The sequence below is a fragment of the Streptomyces sp. NPDC048612 genome, from assembly GCF_043199295.1.
Classification (GTDB): Bacteria; Actinomycetota; Actinomycetes; order Streptomycetales; family Streptomycetaceae; genus Streptomyces.
The window spans coordinates 70272-90318 of record NZ_JBICVV010000007.1; the positions used below are offsets into that span (position 1 = coordinate 70272).

Consider the following 20047-nt stretch of genomic DNA (forward strand, 5'->3'; position numbering starts at 1 on the left):
CCCCTCATGCGCTGTTCCTGGCGTGCCGGGCGATGTGGCGGAGTGCCTCGGCGAAGTCCTCGGCCACCGCCCGTACGGTCGTCTCCTCGTGGACGTCGGGGCGGTAGTGCCAGGTGAAGGCGAGCCGGCCGTCCTGGACCGCGCCGACGGCCTCCAGCAGGTGGGAGCCGCCGTCGCGGGGGTCGTGGTCCTGGCCGAAGGAGCCGTGCTCGGCACGGACCAGGGCACCGGTGGAGCCGTCGGGCCGCGCGTCCCACTGGCCCAGGTAGTTGAACACGATCTGCCCGCGGCCGGTGCGGTCGAGGCGTTCGCGCACCTCGTCGGGGCCGTGGGTGCGCAGGGCACCGAAGCCGAGGCCGTTGCCGGGGACGGTACGCAGCTGGCGCCGGACCGACTTGACCAGGGCCCGCCAGTCCCGGGAGGGACCGGGCTCCGCGGGGTCCGGCACCTGGAGGCCGACCGGGTAGACGGTGGTGAACCAGCCGACCGTACGGGAGAGGTCCACGCCGTCCAGGACGTCCTCCCGGCCGTGTCCTTCGAGGTCGATGCAGACCCGCTCCTGGCCGGTCCAGCGGGCCAGGGCCAGGGCCAGGGCGGCCAGCAGGACGTCGTTGATGCGGGTGCGGTAGGCGGTGGGGGCGGCGCGCAGCAGCGCCGCCGTGTCCGGCTCGTCGAGGGTCACGGACACCGTGCGGGAGGTGCCGGACGGGGTGTCGGTGTCATGGTCGACGGGCAGCGGGGCGGAGGTGACCGCCTCTTCCCAGTACGGGAGTTCGTGGTCCAGCCCGCCGTCGGCGACGAGTGCGGCCAGGCCCCTGGACCAGTCCCGGAAAGCGGTGGTCCGCTCGCCGAGGGTGCCGGTCTGCCCTGCCGTGGCCTGGTGGTAGGCGGTCTCCAGATCGTCCAGCAGGATGCGCCAGGAGACCGCGTCGACGACCAGGTGGTGGGCCACCAGGAGCAGGAAGGCGGGGCGGTCCTGGTCGCCGGTGAACAGTGCCGCGCGCAGCAGCGGGCCGTGGCTGATGTCGAAGCCGGTGTGCAGGTCGTCGGCGGCCTTCTCCATGGCCGTGTCGGCCTCCTCGGGCGGCAGACCGGTCAGGTCGTGCCGGACGAGGAGCTGGTGCGGGGTCGCGGGCGGCGGGTTGTGCTGGTGCCAGCGGCCGTCCTCCTCGGTGAAGCGCATCCGCAGCGCGTCGTGGTGCTCCAGCAGGGCGGCCAGCGCCTGGCCGAGGGCGGCCGGGTCGGGGGTGCCGTCGAGTTCGAGCAGTGCCGACTGGTTGAAGTGGTGGTGGTTGGCCCGGGGGGTGGCCAGGAACCACTGCTGGATCGGGGTGAGCGGCAGGTCGCCGGTCACCGGGCCGCTGTCGGTCCGGTCCGGGCCGGTGGTGACGACGGTGGCCAGGGCCGCCACCGTCTGGTGGGTGAACAGGTCCTTGGTGGCCAGGTGCAGTCCGTCCCGGCGCAGCCGGGACACCACCTGCATGCTCAGGATCGAGTCGCCGCCGAGCTCGAAGAAGTTGTCGTCGGCTCCGACGGTGTCGAGGCCCAGGACGTCGCCCCAGATCTCCGCGATCCGGCGTTCGGTGTCGGTACGCGGCGCGCGGTGCGGGCCGGTGGTGCCGGAGGCCGGGCCGGGGTCGGGCAGGGCGTGCCGGTCGGTCTTGCCGTTCGGGGTGAGCGGCAGCCGCGCCAGCGGGACGAACACCGACGGCACCATGTGCGGCGGCAGCAGCCCGGCCAGGTGAGCGCGCAGCTCCGGGACGGGCAGCGGGTCCGGGGCGCCGTCGGCCGGGACGACGTAGGCCACCAGCCGTGCCGGGCCGGCGGGAGGCCGGCCGGCCGCGGCGCGTACGGCCACCACCGCGTCGCGCACATGGGGACCGCTGCGCAGCGCGCTCTCGATCTCGCCGGGTTCGATGCGGAAGCCGCGCACCTTGACCTGGTCGTCGGCGCGTCCGGCGTAGCGCAGCTCGCCGTCGGCGCCCCACCGCACCAAGTCGCCGGTGCGGTACATCCGTTCGCCGGGCGCGCCGAACGGGTCGGCGACGAAGCGGGCCGCGGTCAGCCCGGGACGGGCCAGGTATCCGCGGGCGAGCCCGGGGCCGGCGACGTACAGCTCGCCGGTCACCCCGACGGGTACGGGGCGCAGGGCGGCGTCCAGGACGTAGGCCCGGGTGCCGTCGACGGGGCGGCCGATGGGCGGCGCGCCCGCGTCCGGAGTCAGCGGGCCGGTCCAGGTGGACACCACCGTGGCCTCGGTCGGGCCATAGGAGTTGATCATGCGACGGCCGGGGGCCCAGCGCGCCACCAGGTCGGCGGGGCAGGCCTCGGCGCCGACGATCAGGGTGCGCAGGTGGGGCAGGGCACCGGCGGCCTCGGGCGGCACGGTGGCCAGGGCGGCGGGCGGGATCAGGGCGTGGGTGATCCGCCGGTCGCCGAGCACCTGGGCCAGCCGGTCGCCGAGCAGCGGTCCCTCCTCGCCCGCGACCAGCGTCGCTCCGGCGAGCAGCGAGACGCACAGCTCCAGGACGGAGGCGTCGAAGCTGGGTGAGGCGAACTGCAGGACCCGGTCGCCCTCGTGTACGCCGTACCGGCCGGCGGCGGCCACGGCGAAGCCGGCGAGGCCGGTGTGGGTGACCACCACGGCCTTGGGGGTGCCGGTCGATCCGGAGGTGTAGATGACGTAGGCCGGGTGCGCGTCCGTCAGCGGGGTGCGGCGGTCCGCGTCGGTGGGCGCGGTGTCGGGGCCGTCGGTCCGCCAGACGGCGGCCGGGTCGTCGAGGACCACCGTGGCCGCGGAGTCGCGGACCATGAACTCCCGCCGCCCGTCCGGGTAGGCCGGGTCCACGGGCAGGAAGGCGCCGCCCGCCTTGGTGACCGCGAGCTGGGCCACCACCGTCTCCGCCGAGCGGGGCAGTTCCAGCGCCACCACACTCTCGGGGCCGACCCCGCGGCCGATCAGGTGGTGGGCCAGCCGGTTGGCCGCGCGCTCCAGCCCGGCGAAGGTCAGTTCGCGGGTGCCGTCGGTGAGCGCCACCGCTACGGGTGTCCGGGCCGCCTGCCGCTGGAAGAGTTCGGGCAGGGTGGCCGGGGCCACCGTGCCGCCGGTGGCGGTCCCGTGGGCCAGCAGGCGGCGCAGTTCGGCGTCCGGGGCCAGCGGCAGGGCGCCGAGGGGGCGGTGCGGGTCCTCGGCGATGCCGGTCAGCAGCGTGGTGAGCTGGTCGGCCATCCGCGCGGCGGTCACCGCGTCGAACAGGTCGGTGTTGTAGGTGAGCAGCCCGTGGAGTGCGCCGGTGTCGGTTTCGGCGAACTCCAGGGTGAGGTCGAAGCCGGCGTGGTGGGTGTCCGGTTCGATGTCGCTCACCTGGAGACCGGGCAGGTCCAGGTCCGCTCCGGGCGCGTTCTGGAGGACGACCATGGCCTGGAAGAGCGGCGTGCGGCTGGTGTCGCGGAGCGGCTGGACCTCGTCCACCACCTGCTCGAACGGCACGTCCTGGTGCGCGAAGGCGTCGAGGACGGTGTCCCGCACCCGGATCAGGAACGCGGGGAACGGCTCGTCCGGGTCGACGGCCGAGCGCAGGACCAGCGTGTTGACGAAGAAGCCGATCAGGCGCTGGGTCTCGGCGCGGTCGCGGCCCGCGGTGACGGTGCCGACGGCGATGTCGCGCTGTCCGGACAGCCGCGCGAAGAGGGTCTGCGCGGCGGCGACCAGGGTGGTGAACAGCGTGGTCTGCCGGGCCCGGCCGAACTCCGCCAGCCGGCGGGCGGTGTCCGGCCCGAGGACCAGCGGGACCGTGGCGCCGCTCCTGGTCTGTACGGCCGGCCGGGGCCGGTCGGTGGGCAGGTTCAGGGGCTCGGCACCGGCCAGGCGCTCCTGCCAGTAGCGCAGTTGCTCCTCGGCGGCCGTGCCGTGGGCGGTGCGCTGCCAGTGTGCGACATCGGCGTACTGGACCGGCAGCGGCGGCAGGGCGGGGGTGGTGTCGTCGAGGGCGGCCCGGTAGAGGTGGGCGAGGTCGCCGGTGAGCACGGCGGTCGACCAGCCGTCGGTGACGATGTGATGCAGGGTCAGCGTCAGGACGTGGTCGTCGTCGGCCAGCCGGATCAGTCCGGCCCGCAGCAGCGGGCCCTCGCGCAGGTCGAAGGGCCGGGTGCGGTCCTCGGCCAGCAGCTCGTCCCGCCGCGTGGTGCGCTCGCCGGCGGGCAGCGCCGACAGGTCGTGCAGCGGCAGCGGCACGTCCTGGGGCGGGTGGATGACCTGGATGCCCTGGCCTTCCACGGAGTCGAAGGTGGTGCGCAGCGACTCGTGCCGGGCCACCAGCGCGGTCAGCGCGGTGCCGAGCGCGGCGGTGTCGAGCCGGCCGCGCAGGCGCAGTGCCAGCGGGGTGATGTACTCGGTGCTGCCGGGCGCGAACGCGTCGAGGAACCACAGGCGTTGCTGGGCGAAGGACAGCGGCGGCGCGGTGTCCCGGGGCGCAGGGAGGATGGCGGCGCGCGGTACGGCGGCCCCCTCCCCCCGCGTCAGCAGGGCGGCGAGCGCGGCCGGGGTCGGGTGGGTGAACACCGCGCGCGGGGTGAGGTCGGTGCCGAACGCCTCCGCCAGCCGGGAGGTCAGCCGGATGCTCAGGATCGAGTCGCCGCCGCTCGCGAAGAAGTCGTCCTCCACACCGACGTCCGCCACGCCGAGGACCTCGGCCCAGACCTCGGCCGTGCGGCGTTCGGCGTCGGTGCGCGGAGCGACCGGCGCCGGCCGGCCCGTACCGGCGGCGGGTGCGGGCAGGGCCGCCCGGTCCACCTTGCCGTTGGCGCTGAGCGGCAGCGCGGCGAGCGGCACGAACACCGCGGGGACGAGGTAGTCGGGCAGCGTCTGCCGGGCGTGGGCCCACAGCGCCTCGGTGTCCAGGCCGTCGCGGCCCACCACATAGGCGATCAGCCGCTTCGTCCCGGGGCGTTCCTCGCGGGCCACCACCGCGACGTCCACGACGCCGGGGTGGGCCGCGAGGGCGCCCTCCACCTCGCCGGGCTCGACCCGGAAGCCCCGGATCTTGACCTGGTCGTCGGCGCGGCCGAGGAACTCCACCGTGCCGTCGGGGCGCCGGCGGGCCAGGTCACCGGTGCGGTACATCCGGGCGCCGGGCGGGCCGGAGGGGTCGGCGACGAAGCGGTCCGCGGTGGCGCCGGGGCGCCCGAGGTAGCCGCGGGCCACGCCCTCGCCCGCCAGGAAGAGTTCGCCCGCGGTGCCGGGCGGTACGGGCCGCATCCGGGCATCGAGGACATGGACCCGCATGTCGTCCAGCGGGTGACCGATCGGCACGGTCCCGGGGACCGCCGTGGCGTCGCTCATGGGGAAGGAGGTGGCGAAGGTGGTGGTCTCGGTGGGGCCGTAGCCGTCCACCACGGTGAGGCCGGGGCAGGCGGCCAGCACCCGGCGCACGGCGGCCGCCGGGACCACGTCGCCGCCGGTCCACACCTGGGCCAGCCCGTCGAAGCAGTCGGGCGCGTCCTGGGCCAGCAGCCGGAAGAGCCCGGCGGTCAGCCACAGGGCCGTGACCTCTCCCCCGGTGGCCAGGCGCCGCAGCAGGGCGGCGTCCACCGTGCCGGTCGGGGCCACCACGACGCGTCCGCCGTTCAGCAGCGGCGCCCAGACCTCGAAGGTGGCGGCGTCGAAGGCCACCGGGGAGTGCAGCAGCACCCGTGCGCAGGCCGGGCCGGTGAAGCGGCTGTCGGTGGCGAGCGCCGCGATGTCGCGGTGGCGCACGCCCACGGGCTTGGGGACGCCGGTCGACCCGGAGGTGAACATCACGTAGGCCAGCCGGTCCGGGTCGGCGGCCGGCAGCTCCGGCGTACCGGCCGGTCCGCCGGTCCGGGCGGCGGCCACCGTCTGCGCGGTCAGCTCCGCCGTCGCTCCCGCCTGTTCGCGCAGCATCCGCCGGCGTTCGTCGGGTGCCCGGCTGTCCACGGGCACATAGGCGCCGCCCGCCTTGAGCACCGCCAGCTGGGCCACCACGAGTTCCGCCGAGCGGTCCATGAGGAGCGCCACCCGGCTCTCGGGGGGCAGGCCGTCCGCCAGCAGCCGGGCGGCCACCCGGTCCGACCAGTCGGCGAGTTGACGGTAGGTCAGTTCTTCGCCGTCGGCGTGGGCGAGCGCCGTGGCGTCGGGGGTGCGCCGCACCCGGTCGGCGAACAGGTCCACCGGCGAGCCGGCCGCGGCGGGGCGTGCGGTGGTGTTCCACCGGTCGAGTACCGCGCGGTCGGCGGCGGTGAGCAGGCCGAGGTCGTCCAGGGAGCGGGCGGTGCCGTCGGCGAGCGCGGTGAGCAGGGTCTCCAGGTGGGCCGCGGCCCGCTCCACCGTCGTCCGGTCGAACAGCGTCCCGTCGTAGGCGAGGTCGAAGCCGAGCCGGTCGGCGAGGTAGGCGCGCAGGCACAGCGGGAAGTTGGTGGCGTCCTCGGCGCGGACGTCCTGGATGCGGATGCCCGCCTCCGTGGTGGCCGCCTCGTCGAAGGGGTAGTTCTCGAAGACCGTCATGCTGTCGAACAGCGCCTCGCCCGGCGGGAGTTCGCCGAGGGCCTGGATGCGGGCGAGCGAGACGAAGTCGAAGCGCCGGGCGTCGCTCTGCCGCGACTGGAGGTCGCGCAGCCAGGACAGGACGCCCTGGCCGCCGTCGGTACGGACCCGGGTCGGCACGGTGTTGATGAACATGCCGACCATCGACTCCACGCCGGGGAGTTCGGCCGGGCGGCCCGAGACCGTGGTGCCGAACACCACGTCCCGGCGGCCGCTGTAGCGCGCCAGCAGCAGCGCCCAGGCGCCCTGCACCACCGTGTTGACGGTCAAGCCGTTCCGCCCGGCCGTCTCGCGCAGCCGGGCCGAGACCTCGGGGGTGAGTTCCCGGTGCACCAGTGCGTCCGACCGGGCACGGTGCGCCTCGACGGGCGGCCGGTCGTAGGGCAGCGGGGTGCGGGCGGTGAATCCGGCGAGGGCTTCGGTCCAGTGCCGTTCGGCCGCCGTCTCGTCCTGTTCCGCCAGCCACTGCAGGAAGTCCCTGAACGGGCGGCGGGCCGCCGGTCCGGCCTCGCGTCCCGCTGCCGTCGCCGCGTACTGTGCGCAGACGTCCGCGAAGAGCAGTCCGGTGCTCCAGCCGTCGAGCATCAGGTGGTGCGAGGACCACACGAGCAGGATCTCGTCACCGGGCAGCGCGGCCACCGCGAGGCGGCTCAGCGGTGCGGTGGTGACGTCCATCCCGGCCGCCCGGTCGGCGGCGAGCAGCCGGTCGGTGGCGCGGTCGCGCTCGCCGGTGGTCAGGGTGCGCCAGTCGTGCAGGGTGACCGGCAGCTCGGCCCGGTGGTGTACGACCTGCACGGGGCCGGGCAGGCCCTGCCAGCGGACGCTGCTGCGCAGCGCCGGGGTGCGGTCGGCGACGCGCTGCCAGGCCGCGGCGAACGCCTGCGGGTCGGCGACCCCGGCGATCCGCAGCACCGTCTGGTCGAAGTAGGCGCCCGCCGAGTCGACCAGCCCGTGGAAGAGCATGCCGGCCTGGAGCGGGGTGAGCGGATGGATGTCCGCCACCTCCCGCCCGTCGCCCACGATCAGGTCCACCTGGTGCTGGTCGAGCCCGGCGAGCGGGAAGTCGGACGGGGTGCGGCCGCCGGTGCCGGGGCGGGCGCAGTGCGCGACGATCTCGGTCAGCGCCGTGAGGGTGTCCTCGGCGAGGCGGCGGACGGTGGACTCGTCGTACACCGACGGCGGGTAGGTCCAGCCGAGTTCGAGCCGGCCGTCCTGGACCACGCCGGTGACGTCCAGCAGGTAGGCGCGGGGCTCGTCGGGGTCGGTGTCCTGTCCGGCGGGCGGCAGGGCGGCCCGGTACAGGCCGTCGTCGTCCGGGCGTCCGGCGGCGATGTCCCACTGGCCGTGGTAGTTGAAGCCAATGCGCGGGGCCGGTGCGTCGGGCAGCGGGCTCCGCGGCAGCAGGTGGCGCAGCGCGCCGTAGCTCAGGCCCCGCAGCGGTACGGCGCGCAGCTGCTCCTTGACGGACCGGAGGGTGTCGCGCCAGTCGGCGTCCGGTGTGACGGACAGGGCGAGCGGGAACTCGGCGGTGAACCAGCCGACGGTGCGGGAGAGGTCGAGGTCGCCGAAGAGGTCCTCGCGGCCGTGGCCCTCCACGCCGATGAGGACGGAGTCCTGGCCGCTCCAGCGGGTCAGGGTGCGGCCGAGGGCGCTGAGCAGGACGTCGTTGACCTGGGTGCGGTAGACCTCGGGGACCTGGCGCAGCAGCGCGTCGGTCTCGGCACGGCCCAGGCGGACGGTCACGGTGGCGGCGCCGCCGTGGGTGTTGGTGCCCGGCCGGCCGGCGGGGAGGTCCGCCGGGGTCCGGCAGACCCGGGTCCAGTACGGCACGTCGCCGTCGAAGGCGCCGGACCGGGCGTGCCGTTCCAGGCGGGCCGCCCAGTGTCCGTAGCCGCTGCTCGCCGGGGCGAGGGCGGGCGTCCGGCCGGCGGCGGCGTCGCGGTAGGCGGTCTCCAGGTCACCCAGCAGGATGCGCCAGGAGACCCCGTCGACCACCAGGTGGTGGACGGTGAGCACGAGTTGGGCGGGGAGGCCGGGGCCGCGGTCGAAGTACAGGGCCCGTACGACCCGGCCCTCGGTGACGTCGAGGGAGCGCTGCGCGGCGGCGGTCGCCCGCTGGACGGCCTCCTCGCGCCCGGCGGCGTCGAGACCGGCCAGGTCGTGGCGGGTGAGGACGTCCGCCGGGGCGGCCGGCAGCACCTCCTGGTGCCAGGCGCCGTCGGTGTGGCCGAACCGGGTGCGCAGCGCCTCGTGGCGGGCCACCAGGGCGTCGACCGCGTGCCGCAGCGCCGTCTCATCGCTCCCCGGGGCGAGTTCGAGCCGGTTGGTCATGGTGAAGCGCAGGGTGTCCCCGGGCCGGCGGCCGTCGAGGTACCAGTGCTGGATGGGGGTGAGCGGGGCCGGTCCGTCCGGGGCCCCGGCGCCGTCGGCGGGCGGCGGGGTCACCGCGGCGGTGCGCAGGGCGAGTTCGGCGACCGTCTGGTGGCGGAAGACGTCCTTGGAGGTGAGTCCGAGGCCGGCCCGGCGGGCCCGGGACACGATCTGGATGCTGAGGATCGAGTCGCCGCCCAGGGCGAAGAAGTTGTCCTCGACGCCGACCCGGGGGACGCCGAGCACCTCCGCCCAGATCCCGGCTAGGCAGGTCTCGGTGTCGGTGCGCGGGGCCACGTACCGGGTCGCGGTGTCGGGCCCAGCCGGGGGCTCGGGCAGGGCGCGCCGGTCGGTCTTGCCGCTGCTGGTGCGCGGGATGCGGTCCAGGGGGACGAACACCGCGGGGACCATGTAGTCCGGCAGGGTGCGGCGCAGCCGGACCCGCAGCTCGTCGGCCGGGGGTGTCCGCTCCCCGGCGGGCACCACATAGGCCACCAGCCGTGCCCGGCCGCCGTGTTCGGCGGCCACCACCACGGCGTCCGCCACCGTGGGGTCGGTGAGCAGGGCGGCCTCGATCTCGCCGGGCTCGATCCGGAAGCCCCGGATCTTGACCTGTTCGTCGGTGCGTCCCAGGTACTCCAGCCGCCCGTGCCCGTCCCGGCGCGCGCGGTCGCCGGTGCGGTACATCCGGGTGCCGGGCGGGCCGAACGGGTCGGCGACGAAGCGCCCTGCGGTGAGCCCGGGGCGTCCCAGGTAGCCGCGGGCGACCTGGGCACCGGCGAGGTACAGCTCCCCCGGCACCCCGACCGGGACCGGCCGCAGGGCGCCGTCGAGCACATAGGCGCGCAGGTTGCGGCCCGGCCGGCCGATCACCGGACGCCCGGTGCCGGTGACACGGCCGTACACGGCGTCGACGGTGCACTCGGTGGGGCCGTAGACGTTGTAGGCGGTGAGGCCCTCGGTCGCCGCCAGCTCCTGCCACAGCGGGGCGCCGACCGCCTCACCGCCGACCATGACGATCCGGGGGCGGTGGTGGTCACCGGTGAGCAGCCCGGCGGCCATCAGCTCGTGCAGGAAGGACGGGGTCACGTTGACGCAGTCCAGGCCGCTGCCGGCGACCTGGCCGACGAAGGCCGCCGGGTCCAGGCGCACGTCCTCGTCGATGAGGTGGACCTCCTGGCCGAGGGCCAGCAGCAGCGGGCCCTCCCACGAGGTGTCGAAGGAGAAGGCGGCGCTCAGCGCGAAGCGCAGGGGCCGGGTGCCGGTGGTGTGCGGGGCGAGGAGCCCGGCCCGGTGGTCGTGGCAGAGGTTGACCAGCTGGCGGTGTTCGACGGCGACGCCCTTGGGGCGGCCGGTGGAGCCGGAGGTGTAGTTGATGTACGCGGTGTGGGTGGCGCACAGGGCCGCCACGCGGTCGGCGTCCGTGGGGTTGTGGGCGGGCTGCCGGTCGAGGGGGGCGTCGCGCAGCGCGTCGGCCGTCAGGACGGTGCGCGGCGCGGCGTCCGCGAGCAGGAACGCGACGCGTTCGGCGGGGAGTTCGGGGTCCAGGGACAGCTGGGTGCCGCCCGCCTTGAGGACGGCGAGGAGCGCCACCGGCATGTCCGAGGTGCGCGGCAGCTGGACGGCGACCACCCGCTCCGGGCCGACGCCGAGCGAGATCAGGTGGTGGGCGAGCCGGTTGGCGCGCTCGTTGAGGGCGGCGAAGTCCAGCGTGGCGTCCCGGGCCACCAGTGCCGTGGCGTGCGGGGTGCGGGCCGCCTGCGCCTCGAACAGGTCGACGAAGGTCTGGTCGGGGACGGGCTGGGTCTCGCCCTGCCACTCCTCCTGCACCTGCCGCCGCTCGGCACCGGACAGCAGCGGCAGGGCGCCGACCGTCCGGGCGGGGTCGTCGGCGACCGCTTCCAGCAGCAGGCGCAGCCGGGCGGTCGCCCGCTCGACGGTGTCCGCGTCGAACAGGTCGGTGTTGTACTCGACGTAGCCGGTGAGGCCGCCGTCGCGCTCCACGAAGTCGAAGCCGAGGTCGAAGGCGGCGTGCCGGCCCGGCGGCTGGACGGTCTCGACATCGAGGCCCGGCAGGTGCGGTGCCTCGCCGCCCAGGTTGTGCAGGGCCACCATGACCTGGAAGAGGGGGGTGCGGCTGGTGTCCCGTTCGGGCTGGAGCACGTCGACGAGCCGCTCGAAGGGCACGTCCTGGTGGGCGAACGCCTCCAGGACGGTGGTGCGCACCTCCGACAGCAGCGCGGTGAACGGCAGGTCGTCGCGCACCCGGCTGCGCAGCGTCAGGGTGTTCACGAACATCCCGACCAGATGCTCCAGTTCGGGGCGCTCGCGCCCGGAGGCGACGGTGCCGACCGCGACGTCCTCCTGGCCGGCCCAGCGGGCGAGCAGCACCTGGCAGGCCGCGAGCAGGGTCATGTAGAGGGTGGCGTCGGCGCGGCGGCCGGTCTCCCGCAGCCGGTCGGTCAGCGCGGCGGGCAGCGAGAACTCCAGCAGCGCGCCGTTCTCGGTGCGGACGGCGGGCCGCGGCCGGTCGGTGGGCAGCTCCAGCGGCGCCACGCCGGACAGCTTCCGCCGCCAGTAGGCGAGTTGCGCGTCATCGGCGGCGGCCGCGCGGGCCCGCTGCCAGGCCGCGTAGTCGGCGTACTGGAGGGGCAGTGCGGGCAGGTCGGGGCGGCGGTCCTGGAGGGCGGCCGCGTACAGCTCGCCCAGGTCGCGGCCGAGGACGGCGGTGGACCAGCCGTCGGTGACGATGTGGTGCATGGCCAGCGTCAGGACGTGTTCCCCGGCGCCGAGCCGGATCAGCCGGGTCCGCAGCAGCGGCCCGTTGCCCAGGTCGAACGGGACGGCGCCCTCGCGGGCCAGCAGCGCGTCGAGTGCGCCGTCGCGGTCCTGCGCCGGGGTGTCCGACAGGTCGTCCAGCGGCAGCTCGACCGCCCGGGGGGCGTGGACGCGCTGGGCGGCGTGGCCGTCCTGTTCGGCGAAGGTGGTGCGCAGCGGTTCGTGCCGGGCCACCAGGGCGTCCAGGGCGGTGCGCAGGGCCGCCGCGTCGAGGGCGCCGCGCAGGCGCAGCACGAAGTAGGTGACGTAGGCGGTGCTGTCCGGCTCGAAGGTGTCCAGGAACCACAGGCGCTGCTGGGCGAAGGACAGCGGCAGGGCGGCGGTGCGGTCCGCGGCCGGGATCGTGTCGTCCGGTGTCCGGCGGGCCGCCGCCGGGTCCGGCAGTGCGGCGGCCAGGGCGCCGACGGTGGAGTGGGTGAACAGCAGCCGGGGCGAGACCTCGGCGCCGAGGGCGGCGCGCAGCCGGGAGGTGACACGGATGGCGAGGATCGAGTCGCCGCCCAGGGCGAAGAAGCCGTCCTCCACGCCCAGTTCGCGGGTGTCCAGGACCTCGGACCACACCCGCGCGACGAGGCGCTCCGCCTCGGTGCGCGGGGCGGTGCGGTCCTCGCCGGCGGCGAAGCCGTCCGGGCCGGGGGCGGGCAGCGCCCGGTGATCGAGCTTGCCGTTGACGGTCAACGGCAGGGCATCCAGGGCGACATAGGCGGCGGGCACCATGTGGGCGGGCAGGGTGTCCGCGAGGTGGGCGCGCAGCGCGGCGGCGGACGGGGCGGCACCCGGACCGGTGCCCACGACATGGGCCACCAGCCGCCGCACTCCGGGGGTGTCCTCGCGCACCCCGACCACGGCCTCGGCGACGTCCGGGTGCGCGGTCAGGGCGGCCTCGATCTCGCCGGGTTCGATCCGGAAGCCGCGGATCTTGACCTGCTGGTCGGCGCGGCCGAGGTACTCCAGGGTGCCGTCGGGCCGCCAGCGGGCCCGGTCGCCGGTGCGGTACATCCGGGTGCCGGGCGGCCCGAACGGGTCCGCCACGAACCGCGCTGCGGTCAGGCCGGGCCGGTTCAGATAGCCGCGGGCCAGGCCCTCCCCGGCCACGTACAGCTCGCCGACGGCACCGGGCGGCACCGGGGCGAGGCGGCCGTCGAGCACCCGGACCCGCAGGTCGGGGATGCCGCGGCCGATGGTGCTGCCGGTGGCCGCGGTGACCGTGGCGCGGTCGAGGGGGGCGTAGGAGACGTGCACGGTCGTCTCGGTGATCCCGTACATGTTGACCAGGACGGGCGCGGACTCCGGGTGCCGCGCGTACCAGTCGGCGAGCCGTCCCAGGTCCAGCGCCTCCCCGCCGAAGACCACCCGCCGCAGCGCCAGCCGCGCCCCGATGTCCGGGTGTTCGGCGTCGGCGCGCATCAGGGGGTAGAACGCCGAGGGGGTCTGGTTGAGGACCGTGACCCGCTCGTCGACCAGCAGCCGCAGGAACTCCTCGGGGGAACGGGTGACCTCGTGCGGGACGATGACGAGCCGGCCGCCGTGCAGCAGCGCGCCCCAGATCTCCCAGACGGAGAAGTCGAAGGCGTAGGAGTGGAACAGCGTCCACACGTCGTGCTCGTCGAAGGCGAACCAGTCCTGGGTGCGGGAGAACAGCCGGACCACGTTGGCGTGCGGGACGACCACGCCCTTGGGCAGGCCGGTGGAGCCCGAGGTGTAGATGACGTAGGCGGGGTGCTCGGGCAGCGGGCGGACGGCCGGGGCCGGGCCGGTGGCGGGGCGCCGTGCGAGGTCGGCGCGGACCGCGGGGTCGTCCAGGAGCAGCCGGGGGCAGGCGGTGTCCCCGAGCCGTCCGGCGACGTCCGCGGTGGTCACCAGCAGGGCCGGGGCGGCATCGGTGAGCAGATGGGCAAGGCGGCTGCCGGGGAGTTCCGGGTCGACGGGGACGTAGGCGGCGCCGGTCTTCAGGACCGCCACCAGCGCCACGATCATGTCCGGGGACCGGGGCAGGGCGAGCGCCACGAAGCCCTCGGGCCCGGCGCCGCTCTCGGCCAGCCGGTGGGCCAGCCGCCCGGCCCGTGCGTCGAGTTCGGCGTAGGACAGGGTGCTTCCGGCGCAGGTCACCGCGGTGGCGTCGGGGGTGCGGGCGGCCCGCTCCTCGAACAGGTCGACCAGGGTCGGCTCGGGCCGCCCGTGCTCGGTGCCGTTCCAGTCGACCAGCATCCGCCGCCGTTCCCCGGCGGTGGTCCACGCCAGCTCGCGCAGCGGCCGGTCCGGTCCGGCGGCGATCTCCGTGAGCAGCAGGCACAGCCGGTCGGCGAGCGCGCGGACGGTGCCGGCGTCGAAGAGGTCCGGGTCGTGGGCCAGGTCGAAGCCGAGGCGGTCGCTGTGGTGGGCGCGCAGCACCAGCGGGAAGTTGGTCGCATCGCGCGAGGCGACGTCCAGGATGCGCACGCCGGCGCCGGAGGTCCGGGCGTCGTCGAACGGGTAGTTCTCGAAGGCGACCATGCTGTCGAACAGCGCGGTGCCCGCCGGGACGTCGCTGAGCGAGGTCAGCTGCGCCAGCGAGACCGCCTCGAAGCGCCGGGACTCGGACTGGGCGTCCTGCAGCTCCCGCAGCCAGTCGGCGGCGGTGCGGTGTTCGTCGACCCGTACCCGGGTGGGCAGGGTGTTGATGAACATCCCGACCATGGACTCGACGCCGGGCAGGGCGTCCGGGCGGCCGGACACGGTGGTGCCGAACACCACGTCCGGCTCGCCGCTGTAGCGCGCCAGCAGCAGCGCCCAGGCGCCCTGCACCACCGTGTTGAGGGTGAGTCCGCCGCGCCGGGCGGTGTGCAGCAGCTCCTGGGACAGTCCGACGGGCAGGCTCGCGGTGACCACCGCCGCGGAGCGGGCCCGGTGGGCCTCCCGGGCCGGGCGGTCGCAGGGCAGCGGCGTCGGGGTGGCGAAGCCCGCGAGGACGGTGCGCCAGTGCTCCTCGGCGGCGCGGCCGTCCCGTCCGGACAGCCAGCGCACATAGTCGCCGAACGGGCGGCGCACGGGCGCCGTCCGGTCCTGGCCCGCGACGAGGGCGGCGTACTCCTCGCACACCTCCGTCAGCACCTGCGCCAGGCTCCAGCCGTCCAGGATCAGGTGGTGCGAGGTCCACAGCAGCCGCAGCCTGCCGCCGGGCAGCCGGATCAGGGTGAGCCGCATCAGCGGCGGGGTGCCGAGGTCCAGCCCCCGCGCGAGGTCCTCGTCCCGCAGCCGGGCGAGTGCGGCCGCCTGCCCGTCCTCGTCCTGTTCCCGCCAGTCGACGTGAACGGTGGGCACGGTCACCCGCCGGTGCACGATCTGCAGGGGTACGGGCACGTCCTCCCAGACGACCGCGGTGCGCAGCGCCGGGGTCCGGTCGACGACCCGCTGCCAGGCCCGGGCGAACGCGCGGGGGTCGGCGACGCCGTCCAGCAGCAGGGACGCCTGGTCGAGGTAGACGTCGTCGGCCCCGCCCATCAGCCGGTGGAAGAGCATGCCTTCCTGGAGCGGGGTGAGCGGGAGGAGGTCCTCGACGGCGCGCCCGTCCCCGGCCAGGCGGTCCACCCCGGCCTGGTCCAGCCGGGCGAGGGGGAAGTCGGAGGGGGTACGGCCGCCCGCGTCCGGCCGTGCGCAGTGGGCCACGAGCGCGGTGAGCGCGCTGACGGTGCCGTCCGCCAGCTGCCGTACCGTGCGCTCGTCGTGCACCTGCTCGCTGTAGTGCCAGGTCAGTTCCAGGTCGCCGTCGGCGACCACGGCCGAGATGTCCAGCAGGTGGTCGAGCGGTGCGTCGGCATCGAGGTCGCGGCCGGGGACGTCGCCGGCGGGTGCGAAGTCCCCGCCGGGCGCGCTGTCCCACTGGCCGTGGTAGTTGAAGCAGACCTGCGGCAGGGGCAGTTCGCGCAGGGCGCGGGCGGCCGGGTCCGGCGAGCCGAGGCGGGCCAGCGCCTCGTAGCCGAGGCCGCGCCGGGGGACGGCGCGCAGCCGTTCCTTGACCGCCTTGAGCGTCGCGCCCCAGTCCGGCTCCCGCGACGGGCCGTCGAGGGTGAGGGTGACCGGGTACTGGGTGGTGAACCAGCCGACGGTACGGGACAGATCGACCTCACCGGCGCCCGCCGGCCCGTCCTCGGTGCCGTCGGTGCCGTCGAGGTCCTCCCGGCCGTGTCCCTCCAGGGCGACGGTCACCCGGTCGGTGCCCGCCCAGTCGGCGAGCACCCGGCCCAGCGCGCTGAGCAGCACGTCGTTCACCTGGGTCCGGTAGACGCCGGGGACCCGGCGCAGCAGGGCCTCGGTGGTGTCGCGGCCGAGCCGGGTGCGCACGGTGCGGACCGAGCCGGCGACTGCGGGGCCGGGGCGGTCCACCGGCAGCGGGGTGCGGGGCGTCTCGCTCTCGGCGCGCCAGTGGGCCAGGTCGCCGTCGAGTCCGCCGTCCCGCACCGTCCGGGCCAGGCGGGCGGCCCAGGTGGTGAACGGTGTGGTGGCGGGCTCCAGTGGGAGGGGCTCACCCGCGGCGGCGGCGCGGTAGGCGCGCTCCAGGTCGGTGAGCAGGATGCGCCAGGAGACGCTGTCGACGGCGAGGTGGTGGGCCGTCAGGAACAGCTGGGGGCGGCTGCCCGGCCCGGTCGTCAGCAGGGCGGCGCGCAGCAGGGTGCCGGCGGCGGGGTCGAGGTCCGAGCGGGCGGCGTCGGCCGCGGCGGTGCGGGTGGCGTCCCGCGCGGCGCCGGTGGTCCGGGACAGGTCGTGCCGGGCCAGGAGGCCGGGCGGCACGGTGTCGACGGGGTGCTGGCGCCAGCTGTCGCCGGTGCGGACGAACCGGGTGCGGAGCGCCGGGTGGTGGGCGGCCACCGCGTGCAGGGCCCGCTCCAGGGCGTCCGCGTCGAGGTCGGGCGGCAGGTCGAGCAGCATCGACATGCTGAAGTGCCGCAGCGGTCCGTGGGTGGCGAAGAACCACTCCTGGATGGGGGTGAGCGGGGCCGGTCCCGTCTCCTCCGGCTGCGCCGCCGCGGGTGCGGGGGCGGTGCGCAGGTCCGCGGCGGCGGCCAGCTCCGCGACGGTCTGGTGCCGGAAGACGTCCCGGGAGGTCAGGCTCAGTCCGGCGGCGCGGGCGCGGGAGACGGCCTGGATGCTGAGGATCGAGTCGCCGCCCAGCTCGAAGAAGTTGTCGGTGACGCCGACCCGCGCGAGGCCGAGCACCGCGGCCCAGATCCCGGCCAGTTCCCGTTCGGCGGGGGTGCGCGGGGCCACGAACTCCCGCTCGCGCGGGGCCGCGTCGAGGTCGGGGGCGGGCAGCGCGCGGCGGTCCAGCTTGCCGCTGGTGTTGAGCGGCAGGCCGTCCAGGGTGACGAAGGCGGCGGGCATCATGTGGCCGGGCAGGGTGCTCCGGAGGGCCGCCCGGAGTGCGGAGGCGGCCGGCCGGCCGGTGCCGGCGGCGGGCACCACGTAGGCGGCGAGGCGGGCGTGGCCGTGGGCGTCGGTGACGGCGACCACGGCCGCCCCGGCGACGCCCGGCAGGTCCAGCAGCGCCGCCTCGACCTCGCCGGGCTCGATGCGGTGGCCGCGGATCTTGACCTGGTCGTCGGCGCGGCCCAGGTAGTCGAGCCGTCCGTCGGCGGTCCACCGGGCCAGGTCGCCGGTGCGGTACAGCCGGCTGCCGGGCGGCCCGAACGGGTCCGCCACGAACCGCGCTGCGGTCAGACCGGGCCGGTTCAGATAGCCGCGGGCGAGCTGGTCGCCCGCCAGATACAGCTCGCCGCCGACACCGGGCGGCACCGGCCGCAGGCGGTCGTCGAGGACATGGGCGCGCACATTGGCCAGCGGACGGCCCACCACCGGGCGGGTGGCGCCGTCGATCCGGCAGGCCAGGGCGTCGACGGTGCACTCGGTGGGGCCGTAGAAGTTGTAGGCCGCGACCTCGTCCAGCCCGGCCAGCTCCCGCCACAGCGCGGGGCCTACGGCCTCGCCGCCGAGCATCAGTACCCGGGGGTGGTGGCGCGGGTCGGTGAGCAGCCCGGCGGGCAGCAGCTGGCGCAGGTAGGAGGGGGTCAGGTCGAGGAAGTCGATGCGGTGCTCGACGACGTACTCGACCAGGGCGGCCGGGTCGAGCCGGGTCACCTCGTCGACCAGGTGCAGCGGGTGGCCGTCGGCCATCAGCAGCACGCCCTCCAGGGAGGTGTCGAAGGAGAACGACGCGGTCAGGGCGGTGCGCAGCGGACCGCCGCCCGCCTCGGCGACGAAGCCGTGCCGGTGGCCGGCCAGCAGGTTCATCAGCGCACGGTGCTCCACGGACACGCCCTTGGGGCGGCCGGTGGAGCCGGAGGTGTAGAGGACGTAGGCGGTGTGGCCGGGGTGCAGCGGGGCGCGGCGGTCGGCGTCGGTGGGGTCGTGGGCGGGGGCGGTGGCCGGTACCGCGCGCAGCGCCGCCTCGTCGAGCACCAGCGACGGCCGGGCGTCGTCGAGCAGCAACCGCGTCCGCTCGTCGGGGAGTTCGGGGTCGACCGGCAGGTATCCGGCGCCGGACTTCAGCACGGCGAGGAGCGCCACGACCATGTCGGCGGTGCGCGGCAGCCGCAGCGCGACGAGCTGTTCGGGGCCGGCGCCGCGGGCGATGAGGTGGTGGGCGAGCCGGTTGGCGCGGGTGTTGAGCGCGGCGTAGTCCAGCGTGGTGTCCCCGGCCACCAGGGCCGGGGCGTGCGGGGTGCGGGCCGCCTGCGCCTCGAAGACGGCGGGGTAGGTGGTGGGCGGGACGGACAGCGCGGTGTCGTTCCACTCGGTGGTCAGCCGGTGGTGTTCCCGCTCCGACAGCAGGGACAGTTCGCCCAGCGGCCGGTCCGGTGCGTCCGCGACTCCCCCGAGCAGCAGCACCAGTTGCCCGGCCATCCGCGCGGCGGTGCCGGCGTCGAAGAGGTCGGTGCGGTACTCCAGCAGCCCGGTCAGCCCGTCCCCGTCAGGGACGAACTCCACGCTCAGGTCGAAGGTGGCCGAGCGGCGGGGCACGGTGACGGTCCCGGCCGTGATCCCCCGCAGTCCGGGGGCCGCCGGCGGGGCGGGGTGGAGCAGGACCATCACGTCGAAGAGCGGGTTGCGGCCCGCTTCCCGGGCCGCGCCCGCGGCCTCCACGACCCGCTCGAAGGGGGTGTCGCCGTGCGCGAAGGCGTCGAGGACGGCACCGGCGGAGGTGTCCAGCAGCTCGCGGTAGGAGCGGGCGGTGTCGACGGGGGCGCGCAGCACCACCGTGTTGACGAAGAGGCCGACCGCGCGCTCCAGTTCGGTGCGTCCGCGGCCGGGGGTCAGCGAGCCGACGGCGATGTCGTCCTGTCCCGACCAGCGGGCGAGCAGCGCCTGGCAGGCCGCGATCAGCGCCGCGAACAGCGTGGTGTGCTGCGCCGCCGCCACCTCCCGGAGCCGGGCCGTGGTGGCCGCCGGGACCCGGAACGTGTGGACGGCGCCGTCACCGGCCTCCTCCCCGCCGCGGGGACGGTCGAGCGGCAGCGCCGCCGGCACGGTCTGGTCGAGCTGCTTGGTCCAGTAGGCGAGCTGCTCGTCCAGCAGGGCGCCGGACAGCCGCTCGCGCTGCCAGGCGGCGAAGTCCGGGTACTGCGTCGCCACCGGGGCGAGCGCGGGCGTCTCGCCGTGGGCCAGGGCGTCGTAGAGCGTGCACAGTTCGTCCAGCAGCACGCCCATGGACCAGCCGTCGGTGACGATGTGGTGCGCGGTGAGCAGCAGTACGTGCGCGTCGTCGGCCAGCCGGATCAGCAGGGCCCGCAGCAGCGGACCGGTGCGCAGGTCGAACGGGCGGGAGTACTCCGCCAGCAGCAGGTCGTCGAGCGCCGCGTCCGCTCCGGTGCCCTCCCCCGTGCCCGCCGCCGGGGCGCCGGGCACGGCCCCGAGGTCGTGCACCGGCAGCGGCACGGGACCGGCCGGCCGCACCGTCTGCACGGGCCGTCCGTCGACGGCGTCGAACGTGGTCCGCAGGGACTCATGGCGTTCCAGCGCGGCGTCCAGCGCCCGGGACAGCGCCGACCGGTCCAGGGCGCCGGCCAGCCGGAGGGCGACCGCGCTGTTGTAGCGCGCGTCGCCGGGCCGGAGCTGGTCCAGGAACCACAGCTGCTGCTGGGCGAAGGAGAGCGGCAGGGGCTCCGAGCGGTCCGCGCGCGGGATCTGCTGCCTGGCCTTGGCCGCGGGCGGGGCCTGGCCCGCCAGGCGGCGGCGCAGTGCCTCCTGCAACTCCTGGGGCAGGGCCGCGGCACGGTCCTTCTTCGACTGCGAAGACGTCATGTC

The 20047-nt window shown here is 75.8% G+C and carries 1 protein-coding gene; it reads right to left on the reverse strand.

Annotated features, from left to right (window positions below; all coding sequences use genetic code 11):
• Nucleotides 1–4 precede the first annotated feature (4 nt).
• A complete protein-coding gene (locus tag ACGFN2_RS13455; protein ID WP_393359938.1) occupies nt 5–20044 on the reverse strand; it encodes a non-ribosomal peptide synthase/polyketide synthase in 20040 nt (6679 codons plus the stop codon).
• Between the last annotated feature and the right edge of the window lie 3 nt (nt 20045–20047).